General features: G+C 64.7%; 16 protein-coding genes. 9 read left to right on the top strand and 7 right to left on the bottom strand.

Features of this window, described 5'->3' with window-relative positions; all coding sequences use genetic code 11:
- Positions 1-29: 29 nt before the first annotated feature.
- Positions 30-1,181: an aromatic ring-hydroxylating oxygenase subunit alpha gene (locus C7411_RS23830; protein ID WP_110386507.1), complete on the bottom strand. Its 1,152-nt coding sequence runs from the start codon at positions 1,179-1,181 to the stop codon at positions 30-32.
- Between the two features lie 137 nt (positions 1,182-1,318).
- On the bottom strand, positions 1,319-2,245 hold the full coding sequence (locus C7411_RS23825; protein WP_110386506.1) for a LysR family transcriptional regulator: 927 nt from the start codon (positions 2,243-2,245) through the stop codon (positions 1,319-1,321).
- A 223-nt stretch (positions 2,246-2,468) separates the two neighbouring features.
- On the opposite strand from C7411_RS23825, the gene C7411_RS23820 reads away from it, so the two are divergent.
- From C7411_RS23820 to argE, 4 genes are read left to right on the top strand one after another with little or no spacing between them, the layout of a single operon-like run.
- Positions 2,469-3,806, top strand: coding sequence for a flavin-containing monooxygenase (locus tag C7411_RS23820; RefSeq protein ID WP_110386505.1), 1,338 nt, complete (start codon positions 2,469-2,471; stop codon positions 3,804-3,806).
- Positions 3,806-4,237, top strand: a complete 432-nt coding sequence (locus tag C7411_RS23815; protein ID WP_110386504.1) for a RidA family protein — start codon at positions 3,806-3,808, stop codon at positions 4,235-4,237. The genes C7411_RS23820 and C7411_RS23815 overlap by 1 nt, the downstream gene beginning before the upstream one ends.
- Before the next feature lie 10 nt (positions 4,238-4,247).
- The gene (locus tag C7411_RS23810) at positions 4,248-4,925 is read left to right on the top strand and encodes a DUF1028 domain-containing protein (protein ID WP_110386503.1); all 678 of its coding nucleotides are present in this window, start codon (positions 4,248-4,250) and stop codon (positions 4,923-4,925) included.
- Positions 4,918-6,090 carry an acetylornithine deacetylase gene (argE, locus tag C7411_RS23805; protein ID WP_110386502.1) on the top strand — a complete coding sequence of 391 codons (1,173 nt, stop codon included), beginning with the start codon at positions 4,918-4,920 and terminating at the stop codon, positions 6,088-6,090. The genes C7411_RS23810 and argE overlap by 8 nt, the downstream gene beginning before the upstream one ends.
- Positions 6,091-6,187: 97 nt before the next feature.
- Here argE and C7411_RS23800 read toward each other — a convergent pair whose 3' ends face one another.
- From C7411_RS23800 to C7411_RS23780, 5 genes are all read right to left on the bottom strand, one after another.
- The gene (locus tag C7411_RS23800) at positions 6,188-6,910 is read right to left on the bottom strand and encodes a class II aldolase and adducin N-terminal domain-containing protein (RefSeq protein WP_110386501.1); all 723 of its coding nucleotides are present in this window, start codon (positions 6,908-6,910) and stop codon (positions 6,188-6,190) included.
- 30 nt (positions 6,911-6,940) lie between these two features.
- Positions 6,941-7,810: an amino acid ABC transporter ATP-binding protein gene (locus C7411_RS23795; protein WP_110386500.1), complete on the bottom strand. Its 870-nt coding sequence runs from the start codon at positions 7,808-7,810 to the stop codon at positions 6,941-6,943.
- Between the two features lie 15 nt (positions 7,811-7,825).
- Positions 7,826-8,488, bottom strand: coding sequence for an amino acid ABC transporter permease (locus C7411_RS23790; RefSeq protein ID WP_110386499.1), 663 nt, complete (start codon positions 8,486-8,488; stop codon positions 7,826-7,828).
- Positions 8,489-8,513: 25 nt separating this feature from the next.
- Entirely contained in the window at positions 8,514-9,164 is a 651-nt protein-coding gene (locus C7411_RS23785; RefSeq protein ID WP_110386498.1) for an amino acid ABC transporter permease, read from the bottom strand.
- A 67-nt stretch (positions 9,165-9,231) separates the two neighbouring features.
- Positions 9,232-10,071, bottom strand: a complete 840-nt coding sequence (locus tag C7411_RS23780) for a transporter substrate-binding domain-containing protein (RefSeq protein WP_110386497.1) — start codon at positions 10,069-10,071, stop codon at positions 9,232-9,234.
- Between the two features lie 365 nt (positions 10,072-10,436).
- On the opposite strand from C7411_RS23780, the gene C7411_RS23775 reads away from it, so the two are divergent.
- The 5 genes from C7411_RS23775 to C7411_RS23755 all read left to right on the top strand — a co-directional run bounded on the left by C7411_RS23775 (position 10,437) and on the right by C7411_RS23755 (position 17,306).
- Positions 10,437-11,438, top strand: a complete 1,002-nt coding sequence (locus tag C7411_RS23775; RefSeq protein WP_373682635.1) for an alpha/beta fold hydrolase — start codon at positions 10,437-10,439, stop codon at positions 11,436-11,438.
- A gap of 39 nt (positions 11,439-11,477) precedes the next feature.
- Positions 11,478-12,503: an ABC transporter permease gene (locus C7411_RS23770; RefSeq protein WP_110386496.1), complete on the top strand. Its 1,026-nt coding sequence runs from the start codon at positions 11,478-11,480 to the stop codon at positions 12,501-12,503.
- Between the two features lie 110 nt (positions 12,504-12,613).
- On the top strand, positions 12,614-13,840 hold the full coding sequence (locus tag C7411_RS23765; RefSeq protein WP_110386495.1) for a sugar ABC transporter substrate-binding protein: 1,227 nt from the start codon (positions 12,614-12,616) through the stop codon (positions 13,838-13,840).
- 48 nt (positions 13,841-13,888) lie between these two features.
- Positions 13,889-15,412, top strand: coding sequence for a sugar ABC transporter ATP-binding protein (locus C7411_RS23760; protein WP_110386494.1), 1,524 nt, complete (start codon positions 13,889-13,891; stop codon positions 15,410-15,412).
- Positions 15,413-15,518: 106 nt separating this feature from the next.
- A complete protein-coding gene (locus tag C7411_RS23755; RefSeq protein ID WP_110386493.1) occupies positions 15,519-17,306 on the top strand; it encodes a nitrilase-related carbon-nitrogen hydrolase in 1,788 nt (595 codons plus the stop codon).
- Positions 17,307-17,314 lie beyond the last annotated feature (8 nt).

Here is a 17,314-nt window from a genome sequence, read left to right as displayed (position 1 = left end):
GTCGGTCGGCGAGGAACGAGGCGCGCGGCTCACGACGCGCCAATGCGGCGCGCGAGATAGCGCGCGAAGTCGTAATTGGGCCGCTCCAGGTGGCTCAGGTGCCCGGCGCGCGCGAGCGGCGCGTGCACGCCGCGAAACACGGCCTCCACGCCGTGGCGGTCTTCGGCATTCACTTCGTCGAGCAGCGTTTTCAGCGTGGCCAGGTAGCCGGCCGATTTCGGGTCGTCGATGAACTCAGGCGCCAGGCCGCCGCCCAGGCGGATATGCACCTGGCCCACGCCCTTCGGCTGCAGGATCAGGTACCAGAAGTAACCCGGCGTGAGCGTCACCAGGTGCGTGGGATAGATCGTGAGCAGCGCCGTGGTGCGCCGCCAGTGGCCTTGCAAACGCTGGTTGGCGGGATGCGCGTTGCCGATCGGCAGCGTTGCTTCCTTCGTGATCCAGTGATAGTTGAACGCGGGCAGACCCGGCGGACATTCCATTTCCTCGAGCTTCGAATGCGGGCCCACCGTCGCACGATGCAGCATCGGCAGGTGATAGCTCTCCATGAAGTTCTCGGCAAGGATCTTCCAGTTCGTGTCCCACACGTGCTCTTCGTGGAAGGTCTGCACGTAGTCGGTCATGCCGTACGGCTCGATCAGGGCGGTGAGCCCGGCGAGCTGTTCGGCGACGGGCGGCGCGTCGTCGTTCAGCGTCACGTAGATCCAGCCTTGCCACGTTTCGCAGCGCACCGCAGGCAGCTTGTAGTGCTCCTTGCAGAAGCCGGGCTGGCGGTCCATCAGCGGCGCGCCGGCGAGCGCGCCGTCGAGCGTGTAATTCCAGGCGTGATACGGGCAGACGATGCGCCGGACGTTGCCGCTGCCTTCGAGCAGTACCGACATGCGATGCAGGCAGACGTTCGAGAATGCGCGCAGTGCGCCGTTCGCGTCGCGCAGCACCGCAACGGGCTGGTCGTCGATCTGGGTCGTCAGATAGTCGCCGGGTTTCGCCAGTTCGCTCACGCGCCCGACGCAGAGCCATTCGTTGCGAAAAACGTCGCGCTGTTCGAGCGCGAGAAACGCCTCCGATGTATAGACGCCCGGCGGCATGGCGCGGGCGTCTTCGAACGGGCGCTCGCAATTGGCACGCAGCGCGCCGAGCAATGCGTGTCCGTCGGCGGGGGACGAGAGGAGTGATGCCATGCGGCCTCCAGGACCTGATGGGCTGTGCATGGACTCCAATCTAACAATCCAAATTACCAGTCAAAATATTGTTTTCCCATGTAAAGGATAGGGAAAACTTATACGGCATGGCTGCAGGAACTGGCTTGGAGGCGCTGCTACTCCTGCACGTCGAGCTCGCGCACATAGGCTTCGCAGAACGCCGCGAAGTGCTGCACGATGCGGCGCGAGCGCATGCCGCTCGACTGCGCGATACCGAGCGTCGTCGCGCTCACGTTGTCCTTGAAGTGCTTGATGACGAAGTGCTCGCCGTCCACGGTGCGGGTGGATTTGAGCGGAAAATTGAGGATGCTGTAGCCCAGGCCGTTCGCCACCATGCCGCGCACGACTTCGGGCTGCGACGAGCGAAAGGTCGGCACGGGGCGCGTGCCGACCGAGTCGAACAGCGCGGAGAAATATTCGCGGCTGTGCGGCAGATCGAGCATCACATAGGGTTCTTCGAGCAGCTCGGCGAGCGAGACCTTGTTCGCGCGCGCGAGCCGGTGCGTCCTGGGCAGCAGCACATAGGGCGGCAGCGAAAGCAGCGGTGTGAAGGCGATGCCGTCCGCGATATCGAGGCTATAGGTGAGCACGATGTCGAGCGAGCCGTCGCTCAGGCCCCCGAACAGCACGTCCTGATGCGCCTCCGTGGTGCGAAAGCCGATGCCCGCGTGCTCCTTCACGAAGCGGCTGATGATGCCCGGCATGAGCGGCGGCGCGAGCGAGACCAGGCAGCCAAGCGAAATCGTGCCGCCCATGCCGCCGTCCATTTCGCTCGCCGCAAGCTGCAATTCCTCGGCGTTCTTGAGCAGATTGCGCGCATGGCCGAGCAGATCGCGTCCCGAATGCGTGAGCGAGAGTCCGCTTGCGTGATGCCGGATGAACAACTGCACGCCGAATGACGCCTCCAGGTCGGCGAGCGCCGTCGAGATCGACGGCTGCGAAATATGCAGGCGCCGCGCCGCGGCGGTGAAGGACAGCGCTTCCGCGGCCACGACGAAATAACGCAACTGGCGCAGCGAATAGCGCAGCGGATTGTGATCCATCGCCTCTCCTGAGGATTGCCGATCAAAACATTGTCGATCACGCGGGGCATGCTTGCATAGCGAAAAACAATGCAACGCATTTTTTTTAAGTAGTTTGTGGGCGCAGGCGCCGGGCGTAAATTTTCTCCCCTGACACGGCCGGATCTCTCGGGCCATCTCCGGTTTCCGCTATCCGCGGGCCCTGTGCGGCCCGTCCCGCATCGCTTTTCAGAAGGAGGCAGCCATGACGGCTGAAACGACGTCAATCGACACGCTCATCGTCGGGGCCGGGCAGGCCGGCATTGCGATGAGCGAGCATCTCAGCCGCATCGGCGTGCCGCATCTCGTGCTCGAACGCGATCGCATCGCCGAGCGTTGGCGCACCGCGCGCTGGGATTCGCTCGTCGCGAACGGTCCGGCGTGGCACGACCGCTTCCCGGGCATGGAGTTCGAGGGGCTGGACCCGGACGCCTTCGCCTCGAAGGATCAGGTCGCCGACTATTTCGAGGCCTACGCCCGCAAATATCACGCGCCGATCCGCACCGGCGTGGAGGTCACGCGCGTGACCCGTCACGCGGGCCGCCCCGGTTTTCGCGTGGAGACGTCCGATGGCGTGATCGACGCGCAGCGCGTGGTGGTCGCAACCGGGCCGTTCCAGCGTCCCGTGATTCCGCCGATTGCGCCCGGGGACTCGACGCTCACGCAAATGCATTCCGTCGATTACCGCAATCCCGGCCAGTTGCCGCCCGGCGCGGTGCTGGTCGTGGGCGCGGGCTCCTCAGGCGTGCAGATTGCCGATGAACTCATGCGCGCGGGCCGCAAGGTCTATCTTTCGGTGGGCGCGCACGACCGGCCGCCGCGCGCGTACCGCAATCGCGATTTTTGCTGGTGGCTGGGCGTGCTCGGCGAGTGGGACAAGGAAGTCGCCGGGCCGGGCCGGGAGCACGTGACGATTGCCGTGAGCGGCGCACGCGGCGGGCAGACCGTCGAATTCCGCGCACTGGCGCATCAGGGCATGACGCTCGTGGGCGTGACGCAATCGTTCGAAGGCCACGTCGTCACCTTCGCCGACGATCTCGCCGCCAATCTCACGCGCGGCGATCAAAGTCTTTTCGCGCTGCTCGACGCCGCCGACGCCTATGTCGAACGCAACGGCGTGGCGTTGCCGCCAGACCCGCACGCGCGCGATATTCCCGCCGATCCCGAGTGCGTGAAGCATCCGATCCTCACGCTCGATCTCGCCGAAGCGGGCGTGAGCACGATCATCTGGGCGACCGGCTATGCGCAGGACTACGCGTGGCTCGAGGTCGACGCCTTCGACGAAACGGGCAAGCCGCGCCATCAACGCGGCGTCTCGAAGGAGCCAGGCGTGTATTTCCTCGGCTTGCCGTGGCTGTCGCGGCGCGGCTCGTCGTTCATATGGGGCGTGTGGCACGACGCGAAGCATCTGGCCGACCAGATCGCGACACAACGCAAGTATCTCGACTATCGCGACGCCGCGCAGCGCCGCGCGGCGTCCGCCGGGCACGACGCCGTGCAGGCGCCCGGAGAGCCGAATCTCAACGAACTGGGAGTGAATTGATGCCTACGCATACCCGTATCCGCATGTTCAACACGAAGGACACGTACCCGAACCAGTCGCTCGACAATGACCTGTGCCAGGCCGTTCGCGCGGGCAACACGGTCTACGTGCGCGGCCAGGTGGGCACCGACTTCGACGGCAATCTGGTCGGTCTCGGCGATGCGCGTGCGCAGGCCGAGCAGGCGATGAAGAACGTCAGGCAATTGCTCGAAGAAGCAGGCAGCGACCTCACGCACATCGTCAAGACGACCACGTATCTGATCGATCCGCGCTATCGCGAGCCCGTTTATCAGGAAGTCGGCAAGTGGCTGAAAGGCGTGTTCCCGATTTCGACGGGGCTCGTCGTGAGCGCGCTCGGGCAGCCGCAATGGCTCATGGAAATCGACGTGATCGCCGTGATTCCCGATAACTGGCAGCCGGTACAGGACTGAGGAGCGGGCCATGACCTTCTCGATCGTGGGACGTTGCCCGCAGAGCGGGCAACTGGGCATTGCCATCAGCTCGTCGAGCATCGCCGTGGGCGCGCGCTGCGCGTGGGCGCGTGCGGGCGTGGGCGTGGTGGCGACGCAGAATGTCACGCTGCCCGCGCTGGGCGCGCAGGTGCTCGACTTGCTGGAGAGCGAAAAGCTCGCGCCGGAAGCGGCGTTGCAACGCGCGCTCGCCCTGGACCCGTACAGCGCTTACCGGCAGGTCACGGTTGTGAACAGCGCGGGACGCACGGCGTTCTTCACGGGCGCGCGCACGCTCGGGCGCAACCACGCGCATGCGGGCGATCAATGCGTCGCGGCGGGCAACATGCTCGCTCACGAACAGGTGATCGACACGATGGCGCAGGCGTTCGAACGCACGCCGGGCGTGCTCGCGGACCGCTTGCTGGCGGCCATGCACGCGGCGCTCGAGGCGGGCGGCGAAGCGGGGCCGGTGCATTCGGCGGCGCTCAAGATCGTCGATGCGCAGGTCTGGCCCATCGTCGATCTGCGTGTCGATTGGGCCGACGAAGCACCCATTGCCGCGCTGGGCGGCTTGTGGGAGGCGTACCGCCCGCAGATGCAGGACTACATCACGCGCGCGCTGAACCCCACGGCCGCACCAGGCTATGGAGTGCCAGGCGATGAGTGAGCCGTGCGAGACGACGAGCCGCGCGATGCTGGAGCGCCTGATCGGTTTTGCGACCGTGAGCCGCGATTCGAACCTCGAACTCATCGCGTTCATCGAGTCGTATCTCGCCGGTCTGGGCGTGGAGTGCGAACTGTTCCACAACGCGCAGCGCACCAAGGCCAATCTGTTCGCGACGATCGGTCCGCGCGATCGCGGCGGCATTGTACTCTCGGGCCACACCGACGTCGTGCCTGTCGACGGCCAGGCGTGGACCGTCGAACCGTTCCGCCTGACCGGGAAGAACGGACGCCTATACGGACGCGGCACAGCCGACATGAAATCGTTCATCGCGTGCGTGCTCGCGGCAGTGCCCGCATTCCTGCGCGCGCCGCTCGTCATGCCGGTGCATCTCGCGTTCTCGTACGATGAGGAAATCGGCTGCCTCGGCGTGCGGCCCATGCTCGCCGAACTCGCTCAGCGCGCGCACGCGCCGCGGCTGTGCCTGATCGGCGAGCCGACCGAACTAAAGCCCGTGCTGGGTCACAAGGGCAAGCTCGCGATGCGCTGTCACGTGAAAGGCGCCGCGTGTCATTCGGCCTATGCGCCGTACGGGGTGAACGCGATCCAGTACGCGGCGCGCCTCATCAACAAACTGGAGGCGATCGGCGACGAACTCGCGCGGCCCGAGTATCGCGACGCGCGTTTCGACCCGCCGTTTTCCACGCTGCAAACCGGCGTCGTGAAGGGCGGCCGCGCGCTGAACATCGTGCCCGCCGAATGCGAATTCGACTTCGAAGTCCGGACCGTGCCGGGCTTCGACGCGCTCACGGTCGCCGACGATCTGAAGCGTTACGCCGAGAGCGAACTCGTGCCGAAAATGCGCGCCGTGCGCGCCGATACCGGCATCCGCTTCGAAGCGCTCAACGCGTATCCGGGCCTCGCCACGCCGCCCGAGAGCGAGGTTGCGCAACTGCTCGCGCGGCTATGCGAATCGAGCGACTTCGGCACGGTGGCGTTCGGCACCGAGGGGGGCCTTTACGCGCAGGCAGGCATTCCGACGGTGGTATGCGGGCCCGGCAGCATGGATCAAGGCCACAAGCCGGACGAGTTTGTCACGCTCGATCAACTGGATCGCTGCGATGCGATGTTGATGCGTCTCGCGCAGCATCTGCAAACGGCCGGCTAAGCGGCGCTTTCGAAGCGGGTTGCAACGGGCGCGTGCGTTGATTCGCACGCGCCCTTTTTCATGCGCCGCATTCAGTCTCCGCATCTAGTCTCCGTATTCAGTCTCGATACGACGGATCTTCCTCGTCGAGCACCTTCTTCATTTCTTCGAAGTGCGCGATCGAGAAGTCCGCAATGCTTTCCCAGTCGCGCGCGGTGCGTTCGGCGACGGCGTCGGAGAGCACGCGCAGCGGCTTGCCCGTCGCATAGGCGTTCACGAGAATCTGGCAGGCGCGCTCGAGCGTGTACATGTCGTCGAACGCTTCGCCGATGGTCGGCGCGCACACCATTACGCCGTGATTGCCCATCATCAGGCGCGACTTGCCGTCGAGCAGCGCGACGAGGCGCGCGCCCTCGTCTTCGGAGTCGGCCATGCCGGAAAACGCGGTGTCGAGCGCGACGCGGTTGAAATAGCGCGCGGTATTCTGTTCGATCGGCAGGACCACGGGATCTTCGAGTGTGGAGATCGTCGTTGCGTAGACGGGATGCAGATGCATCGCGACGCGCACGTGCGGCAGGCGGCGATGCAACTGACCGTGAATCGCCCATGTCGTCGGATCGACCTTGCCGCCCGCGAGGCTTGCGGGGTCGTCGGCGTCGAGCAGCACGAGATCGCTCGCCTTGATGCGCGAGAAGTGCATCCACTTCGGATTGGTCAGGAAGCGGCGGCCGTCGTCCGAAACGGCTACGCTCAAATGATTCGCGACCGCTTCGTTCATGTTCAGGCGTGCGAAGCACCGGAAGGCCGCGGCCAGATCGATACGCAGTTCAGATTCGCTCATGATGGAAGGGAGTAGGGGATTCGAGGTGGATTACGCTGGGTTCCGCGCGTTCGGCGCGCCGGACCAGAAGGCGTTGCGGTCCAGATAGTTTTGCAGGAACTGCTTGAAACGCGGGTTTTCCGACTCGCGAAACACGTGTTGCGGCGCACCGCGCACGGCAACGCGGCCTTGATCGATGAAGACGACCGTGTCGGCCATCTGCGCGGCGAAGCCCATTTCGTGCGTGACGACGACCATCGTCATGCCGTCGCGCGCAAGCTGCTTCATCACCTGCAGCACCTCGCCGACGAGTTCGGGATCGAGCGCCGAAGTCGGTTCGTCGAAGAGCATGATGTGCGGCGCCATGGCGAGCGCGCGCGCAATCGCGACGCGCTGCTGCTGGCCGCCGGACAGCCGCGACGGATACGCGTTCGCCTTGTGCGAAAGACCGACCATCTCCAGCATCTTGCCCGCGCGCTCGTCTGCCTGCCGGTTCGACAGACCGCGCACGCGCAGCAGCGCTTCCTTCACGTTCGCCAGCGCCGTCATGTGCGGCCACAGGTTGAACTGCTGAAACACCATGCCGACATTGCGGCGCACGCGGTTCACCTCGCGCGCCGCCGCCCGCACGCGCCGCCCGCCGCGATCGACGTAGCCGAGCAATTCGCCTTCAATACGCACGTCGCCGTGATCGTAGGTTTCGAGCCCCGCGATGCAGCGTAGCAGCGTGCTCTTGCCGGAGCCGGACGGTCCGATGATGCAAACGACCTCCGACTTCGCGACGCTCAGATCGACGCCGCGCAAAATGTCGGTATGGCCAAAGCGCTTGTAGAGATCCTTCACCTGGATCAGCGGTGCGGGCGAAACGTGCGGGGCGCTCGCGCCCAGAAAAGCGGGCCCGGGTTCGGCCGGATTATTCATGCGGATCTCCAGGGTTCATGCCATGAAGCGGCTCACGCGCCGTTCGGCCCAGTTGCCGGCGAGTGTCGCCGCTTCGACAAGCAGCAGATAGCAGACGCACAGCACGAGCAGCGTTTCCACGAAGGCGAAGGTTGCGGAGCCGATGCCGGTCAGCACGAAGGTGAGCTCGGGCACCGTCACGATCGAGAGCACGGCCGTTTCCTTGCTGAGCACGATCGTGAGATTGGCCAGCGCGGGCGTGATGAGCGCCAGCATTTGCGGCAGCTCGATGCGCCAGATCGCCTGCCAGCGGGTGAGGCCGAGGCACACGGCCGCTTCGAGATGGCCGCGCGGCACGGAGGCGAAGCCGCCGCGAAAGACTTCGGCGAAGTAGGCGCCCGCGTAGAGTGCGAGACTCACCACGCCCGCGCTCGCGGGCGTGAGCATCAAACCCAGCGCGGGGCCGCCGTAATAGAGCAGGAAAAGCTGCACGAGAAAGGGTGTGCCGCGAAAGAGTTCGATATACACGCGCAGCAGCGCGCGTGTGCCACGGCCGCCGCCTTGCTGCAACAGCGCGACCGTGAGGCCGATGGCCGCGCCGAGCGCGACGCCCGCGAGCCACATGCCGATCGTCGTGGCGAAGCCCGCGCCGATTTGCGGAAGGTTGTTCGTGATGACATGCAAGTCGAACTGGGACATGGCCGGCTCCGTATGCCCGTTCGCGTCAGGCGGCGCGCAGGCGCCGCTCCGCGCCGTGCGCCATCAACGCCAGGGTGCCGCACAGGACGAAATAGATCAGGCCCGCCGCGGCATACGCTTCGAGCGGCTGATAGGTGCTGGCCGCGATGTTCTGCGCGGTGCGCGTGACTTCGGCGACGCCGACGACCGAAATGAGCGACGACGCCTTGATCAGCAGCACCATCTCGTTGACGAGCGACGGCAAGGTCGAGCGCAGTACCTGCGGAATCTGCACGCGTCGAAGCTGGTCGAACGCGCAGAGCCCGAGCATGCGCGCCGCTTCGGTTTGTCCGCGTGCGAGATTCGCAAAGCCGCCGCGCAGGATTTCGGCGATATACGCTGCCGAACAGAGCGACACGGCGCTGATGGCTGCCGTGAGCGGCGGCACGTTGATGCCGATGAACGGCAACAGGTAATAGACCAGAAGAAGTTGCACGAGCAACGGAATGCCGCGCAGCACGCGCACATAGACCGTGGCGGCAACGCGCAGCGCGCGCTTCTGGGAAAGCCGCGCCGCGCACACCGCGAGCGCAATGAAGAAGCCGATCACGAGCCCGGCCGACGAAACGGCGAGCGTCGTGAGCGACGCGTGAAGCAGCAGGGGCAGGGCATCGCAGAACGCGCTCAGACTGAACATGTCGAATCGCCTTGTCGAAGTGTGAGGCGCGGACGGCGCGCTATTGACGACACTACTATTGCGACACTCAGATATTGGGCGTCGGCACGGCCATCGGCAGGCTCACGGCCACGCCGAACCACTTCTTTTGCAGCGCCGCTAGCTCGCCGTTCTTGTTCAGCGTGCTGATGGCGGCGTTGAAGGCGTCGTCGAGCGACTGGCTGTCGGCGTCCTTGCGCATGCAATAGGCGAAATACACCTTCGAGCCGAACGCGGGCTGCACGACCGCGAACACAGCCGGGCGCTGCTTCGCGACATAGGCGATATTCGTGAGCGAGTTCGCGACGGCGGCGAGGCGCCCCGACGCGAGATCGGCGTAGGCCTGGTTGTTGTCGACGTATTCGCGCACGTCGGGCGCTTGCTTGAGAGTCGCGGCGTAAGCCTTCAACTGTTCGTTTTGCGCGCTGCTCTTTTGCGCGCCGACGACCTTGCCCGCGATGTCGGACGGCTGCTTGATGCTCGCGTCGCTGGCGCGCTTGAGGAGCGCGTCGGTGGCGTCGGCGATGGGGTAGGTGAAGGCGTAGCGTTCCATGCGCGCCTTCGTGACCGTGAGGGGGCCGGCGACCATGTCGAACTTCTTCGCGTCGAGGCCGGGCAGCACGCTGTCCCAGGGCAGGTCGATGAAGCGCACCTTCACGCCCATGATTTTGCCGACGGCTGCGAACAGATCCTTGTTGAAGCCGGCTTGCTGGCCGTTCTCCAGAAAATCGAACGGCGCGAACTGCATCTCGGTTCCGACAACGAGTTCGCCGTGCTGCCTGACGCGGCCAAGCAGGTCGTCGGCGTGGGCGGGCAGACTCGCGGCCAGGCTCGCGGTCAGCATCATGGCGGCACAAACGTGGTGTTTCCAGTGCTGGAAAAGATTCATGGGTCGTTGTCCTGAAGCGGCGGAGAGGGCCCCGACATATCGGGGTGCGGTGCGGCCACCCAGGAAATTTACCTGGCCACAATCCCGAGAAAATATTGTTTCCCGATGAAGTGGAAAGGTTTTGCCTATGACCTGGGTGCGCACACCTGGGATTGTGCAGCGCAATAAATTTGATGTAAATCAATGCGCCTTGTTCTCAGAGGGTGCGTAATCTTCGCCTGTGCTCACCCGCTACCTGACCTGCAAGGAGCGGACATGTCGGACCACGCGTGACACGGGAAGTCTGGATTTCCACACGCTGCACCAAGAACGGAGAAATTCCCTTGAGCCACCCTCGTGAAACTCAAAGTCCCGGCAGTACGTCGATGCTCGCGCTGCCGCTTTTCTGGCCGATGGCGGCCACCGCAGCCTTGATGGAAACCGGCGCTTCGCTGTCGGCCAGAAATCTCGCTTTCCTCGCGGAAGAAGAGCGGCTCCATTTCGAACTGCATCCCGCGCTCGCCACGGCCAACCGGCCGTTGCTGGACCTGCGCACGATGGTTCTGCGCGACTACTCCGGCGACAACCCGCAGGGCCTGCCGACCATCGTCGATGCGCCGTACGCCGGCCACCGCGCGATGATCGCCGACTTCCAGCCGGGTCAGAGCCTGATGCAAACGTTGCGCGAGCACGGACTGTCGCGGCTTTTCCTGACCGACTGGAAGTCGGCGACGGAGGACATGAAGGATCTGGAGATCGACCAGTATCTCGCCGAGATCAACGTGTGCGTCGACGAGCTCGGCGGCCGGGTGAACCTGGTGGGCCTGTGCCAGGGCGGCTGGATGTCGGCCATGTATGCCGCCCGCTTTCCGCACAAGGTCGCGAGTCTCGTGCTGGCCGGTTCGCCGATCGACACCGACGCGGGTGACGGTCCCATCAAGCGGATGGTGCACACTTATCCCGAGTCGTTCTACGAAGAACTGGTGAAGCTTGGCGGCGGCCTGATGCGAGGCCGTTTCATGCTGAGCGGATGGAAAAACATGCACCCGGACCAGCACTACGTGACGGAGCACATCGATCTGTACGAGCACATCGACGACCCGGCTTACGTGAAAAAGGAAGAAGCGTTCCAGAGCTGGTACGAGAACCCGCTCGACCTGCCCGGGCGCTGGTATCTGCAAACCATCCGGCAGATTTTCAGGGAGAACCGGCTCGGCGGTTGCGCTCGGCGGCACAAGCCTCGGCGGCGGCCAGGGTGGTGCGATCGGTTCGATGATCGGCGCCAGCGTGTTGCTGCTGATGCAAAAGATGCTGTTCGCGGTCGGCGTGTCGTCGTTCTACACCGGCCTCTTTCAGGGTGTTCTTCTGATTCTGGCGATTCTGGCTGAGCGCGGTCTGAACCGCACGCATCACGCGCGGAGAGTGGCATGACGACGAATTCGACCAATGTCACGATGGCCAGTCCGAGAAGCGACGCGCGCCGCGCAAGCCGGGTCAACCCCGACTATCTGAGCGCGGGCCTGTTGTTTGCGCTGACCGTGCTGATGATCGCCTGCTCGCGGCTCATCAGCTCGAGCCTCGGATCGTGGGCGCAGGTGAGCACGGTGCTGACGCTCGGCTGCTTTCTGCTGGTCGCCGCGTTCGGCCAGGGGCTCGTGATCCTGTCTGGCGGACTCGACCTGTCGGTGGCGTCGCTGTTCATGTTCGGCGGCGTGATGAGCACCGCGCTGATCGGCAGCTCGAATGCGGGCGCCTGGTATCTGATGCCGGCCATCCTTGTCGGCGCCGGGCTGATAGGCGCATTGAGCGGCGTGGGCATCGCGTGGCTGAAGATTCCGCCGTTCATCATGACCATGGGTGTCGGCATCATCGTCGGCTCGATCGCGCTCGGCTACACGAGCGGAAGCACGCTTGGCGGTTCGCCGCTGTTCCTCGAAGCGCTGATGAAAGGCTCGCTGCTGAACGTGCCGGTCGTCGTGCTCGTGTTCGTCGCGATCTGCGTTGTGGGCCTCATGCTGCAAACGCGTACCGTGTTTGGACGCAACCTCTACGCGATCGGCGGCAGTCTCGGCGCCGCGCGCGTGTCGGGCATTCCCGTGACGCGCACGCTGGTGCTCACCTATACGGGCAGCGCGATATGCGCGGCCGCCGGCGGCGCACTGCTGACCGGCTACTCGGGCGGTGCCACGCTGATGATGGGCGAGCCTTATCTGTTGCCTTCGATCGCCGCTGTCGTGGTGGGCGGCTCGTCTATTCTCGGCGGCCGCGGCAGTTTTCTCGGGACCATCGTCGGCACGCTGTTTCTCACGACGCTCGATTCGGTGATTGCCGCCACGGGTCTCGCCCAGGGCTGGCGGCTGATCGTGTCGGGCCTTGTCATCGTCGTCGCGCTGCTGTGCCAAAGCTCGTCGGCGGGTTCGCTTGCGACGTGGTTTTCGCGGCTCCGACGCTGAGCATGTTCGGCGCGGCACAGGCTCGTGGCTTCTCCAGATTGAAGTTTCACCCCACACCAGAAGGTTGCATTCATCCACTGATTCATTCACTTCTTCAAAGTGGGATACCTATGAAAAGCAAAGCCTTGTTCAAGACACTCTGCGCGGTGCTGATCGGCGCGTCGCTGCTCGGCACCGCGTGGTCGGGCGCGTCGGCGCAAAGCGCGCCGGCCAGAAAGTACAAGATCTTCCTGAGCCTCAGCTACTCGGGCAATAACTGGATGAGCGAGACGTCGAACATGATTCAGGCGCTCGCGAAAACGCCCCCGTACGACAAGATGGTCGACCTGAAAGTGGTGATTTCGGGCACCGATCCGCAGGCGCAGATTGCCGCCTACGAAAGCATGATCGACGCGAAGGCCGACGGCATCATCAGCTTCCCGATTTCACCTACCGCGCTGAACCGCACCGTCAAACGCGGCTGCGAAAAAGGGGTCAAATTTTTCATGTACGACTCGACCGTCACGGAGCCGTGCGCGTACAACGTCAGCTACATTTCAGCGGGCTTCGGAGAGAACACCGCACAGGCGCTCGTCAACGAACTTGGCGGCCACGGCAAGATCTTCATGAACCGCGGTGTGCCGGGCACGTCGGTTGACAAGCGTCACGCCGACGGCGCGCGCCACGTGTTCGCGCAGTATCCCGGCATTCAGGTGGTATCGGAGTACTACGGCTACTGGGACGACCGCGTCAGCCAGAAGGAAACCGCCAAGGCACTGGCCGCTCATCCCGATGTCGACGGCATCTGGTCCGAACTCGGCGAGGCCGGCGTGCTGCGCGCGGTCGCCGACCGCAAGGGCAGGATGGTGCCGATCACCGGCGAGAACATGAACGGTTTCCGCCTCGGCTTCCTCAACAAGGACTACGTGCAACGCGGCTTCAAGGGCGTCTCATCCGGATCGCCGCCGGCTACGGCGGGGTACGCTTTCAAGCTGATGATGGAAGTTCTGACCGGCAAGCGCGACCTGAAGCCGACCAACATCGAATACCCGCTGCCATGGGCCGCGGCCGACCAGATCAAGCTGTGCAACGGCAAGACCATCGCCGACGGCTGCAACGTGTTTGCCGCCGGCCTCGTGCCCGATGGCTTCTCGACCGAGATCTACAACCCGACGACGCTGCCTGAAGTGAGCCTCGATGCGGTGCTGACCGGCAAACCGACACCGGGTGCGACGATCCAGCCGCTGCCGGCCGCGATCAAACAGGCCGCCGACGAGCCGGGCATCAACTGCAGCAGTTGCAAGGCGGCGCCCGACGAGTACCGGCTGACGGTCGTCAAGGTCTCGGCGAAACCCTGAGCGCAACCATCAACGCAAAAGCGGCGAGGCCGCATCGGAGATCGACGTATGGGAACGCAGATAAGCGCGCTTGACCGGTTCACTGCGGACATGCGGTCGCTGTCGAAGTCGTACGGCGCGACTGTCGCGCTCGAAGACGTGTCGTTGAGCATCCGGCCCGGCGAGATTCAGGCGCTGCTCGGCGAAAACGGCGCGGGCAAGTCGACGCTCGTCAAGGTGCTGTCCGGCGTCGTCCGGCCAGATACCGGCAGGATGACGCTCGACAGCGCGCCGTACCGGCCGGCGCGCCTGATCGAGGCCCGTGCCGCGGGCGTATCGACGGCCTTTCAGGAGTTGAGCCTCGTGCCCAATCTGTCGGTCGCGCAGAACTTCTTCCTGCCCGGCTCGCTCAGGCACGCCGGCGGCCTGATCTCTGTCGAGCGGATGAACGACGCGGTGACGCAGGTGCTGGCCGCATACGGTGTCACGGACGTAGCCGCTGGTGCGACGGTCGACAGCCTGTCGCTGGCTGCGCGCCAGCGCATCGAAATCGTACGTGCGATGTACCGGCAGCCGAAGCTGCTGATCCTCGACGAGCCGACCGGCGCGCTTGCCGACGTCGACTGGCTGTTCGGGCTCGTGCGGCGCGTGACGCAGCAGGGCACGGCGGTGCTGTACATCTCGCACCGGCTCGCCGAGATTCGCGAGCTGGCGTCGAGCGCGACGATCCTGCGCAGCGGCAGGAGCATTTCGACCGTCGCGCTCAATGACGTGAGCGATGCCGACATTTTCGAAATGATGGTAGGCCGGCGCGCGACGCACTCGCTCGCGCCGTCGCGCAAGCCCGAAGTGAGGCCGCGCGTCGATGCACTCGTGCTCAACGATCTGACCGGCAAGGGCTTCGATTCGGTGTCGCTGCGACTGGCGCGCGGCGAAGTGCTGGGTGTCGCCGCGCTCGAAGGGCAAGGCCAGCGTGAATTGTTTCGCACGCTGGCGGGCCAGAGCCAGCCGGTCAGCGGCCAGATCGTGATGGGAGGGCGGCCGGTGCGCTTCAAGAACCCCGCCCATGCGCTGACGTTGCAAGGTGGGGTCGCGTTCGTCGCCGAGGATCGCAAGAACGAAGGCATATTTCCGCACCTGACGACGGCCGCCAACGTGACGCAGTCGGTGCTGCGGCGGATGGCACGCTGCGGCGTGATTTCGGCGCGGCATGAAGCGAGATCGATCGGCAACGTCGCGCCGCAGGTGGAACTCGAGCGCCGCTATCTGCGCTTTCGGATCGGCAATTTGTCGGGCGGCAACCAGCAGAAGGCACTGATCGCGCGGGCGCTGCTCACCGGAGCGAAAACGCTGCTGCTGTTCGATCCGACTCGCGGCGTCGATGTCGGCACCAAAGAAATCATTTATCAGGCCATCGACCGGTTCGCCGAAAAGGGCGGCTCGGTGCTCGTCTACTCGACCGAACTCGCCGAACTGATCCGCATGTCGGACCGCTGTCTTGTGATGTACGACGGCAAGGTCAGGGCGGACCTGCCGCGCGAGCAGCTCGACGAGCGCGAACTGGTCGCGTTGATGACCGGTCACGCAGGATGAGCCGCAGCGGTCACGCCCGCGGCGCGCCGCGGCCTGCATCGCGAATCGTCGCGGTTGACGCCACGAACAACGCGGCTTCGACCCTTATCTTGGAGAAGAATCAGGCATGACGAATCAGCTAAAAGTCGCGGCCGTGCAGTTCGAGCCGACGATGTTTCGCAAGCACGACAATATCGACGCGCTGCTGCGGCTCGTCGGACAGGCGGCGCGCGAGGGTGCGCGGCTCATCACCACGCCGGAGATGGCGACGACCGGCTACTGCTGGGTCGATCGCGCGGAAGTCTCGCCGTATGTCGAGCCGGTGCCGGGCCCGACCACGACACGCTTTGTCGAACTGGCGAAACAGTACGGCTGTTACGTGGTGCTCGGGATGCCCGAGGTCGATCCCGCCACCGGGCTTTACTACAACTCGGCTGTGCTGATCGGCCCGGAAGGCGTGCTCGGCTGTCATCGCAAGACGCACCCGTATATTTCGGAGCCGAAGTGGGCGGCGCCGGGCAACCTCGGTCACCAGGTTTTCGATACGCCGATCGGGCGCGTTGGTCTGCTGATCTGCATGGACATTCATTTCATCGAGACCGCGCGGCTGCTCGGCGTGGCCGGTACCGACATCATCTGTCATATCAGCAACTGGCTCGCCGAGCGTACGCCCGCTCCTTACTGGATCAGCAGGGCGGCCGAGAACGACTGCTATCTGATCGAGAGCAACCGCTGGGGTCTGGAGCGCGGCGTGCAGTTCAGCGGCGGCAGTTGCGTGATCGGCCGCGACGGCTCGATCCTCGCCTCGGTCGATAGTGGCGACGGCATTGCGTATGCCGAACTCGAACCCGTTGATCGCGCCCGTTCGCAAACAACGGTGCCGCCGCAACCGTCGTCTCCGACGGTTGCGGCGCCGTTCGGGCGTCGTCGTCCCGACAAATATCCCGAACTGATGACCAATCCGTTCACATGGAATTCGCTCGATTATTTCCGCCTGTATAACATCGCTCCTTTGCCCCCGGGACGGCGCTCGCGCGTAGCCACCGCACAGTTCAATCCGTCGGGCAGTCTCGCGGACAACCTCGCGCAGATCGCGCGGCACGTCGAGTGCGTGATGAACGCGGAACATCCATCGCTGATTGTCTTTCCCGAATTGTCGCTGACCGGCAGTCCGTCTCAGGGTGCGCCGGCCGAACCGATTCCGGGCCCGGCCACCGACGCGCTCGTGCGCCTCGCGATGCAATACGGCGTGTATCTGGTCGCAGGTATCGCCGAGCAGGCGCAGCAGCATCACTTTAACGGCGTCGTGCTGGCGGGGCCGGAGGGGCTCGTCGGGACCTACCGCAAGCTGCATCTTGACGACGACGATCTCGCCTGGGCGACGCCCGGCGAGAACTGGCGAACTTTCGACACGCCGCTGGGACGGCTCGGAATTCTGACCGGTTACGATGCGTTGTTCCCCGAGTCGTGCCGGGTGCTGGCGCTGGCCGGATGCGATCTGATCGCGTGTCCGGGCGCGCTGAAGAACCGCCTGTCGAGTGGTCATCCGGGCTCGGCTGTGCGTCAGAACTTCCCGATCCCGACGGCAGCCGATCCTTGTCACTGGCATCACTTCCGCGTGCGGGCAGGCGAGAACAACGTGTACCTCGCATTTTCGAATCGTCATGACGCGCAGCACGGGTACGTTGGACAGTCCGGCGTTTTCGGCCCGGATACATTCGAGTTTCCGCGCCGCGAATCGCTCGTGTTCGACGCCGAGGGGTATGCCGTACTCGATATCGACACGACGAATCTGGACACCGTTTATCCGACGAACGTTGCGCGTCGGAAGGATTTGCTGATGATGCGCCTGCCGCACCATTACACCGCGCTGGTCGAATCCGCGGTCCGGGCGCAGGCGGCATCTGCCAGGTAAGGAGGAAG

It is taken from the genome of Paraburkholderia silvatlantica, from assembly GCF_003096715.1.
GTDB classification, from domain to species: Bacteria; Pseudomonadota; Gammaproteobacteria; order Burkholderiales; family Burkholderiaceae; genus Paraburkholderia; species Paraburkholderia silvatlantica.
This window is presented reverse-complemented; position numbering and strand designations above follow the sequence as displayed.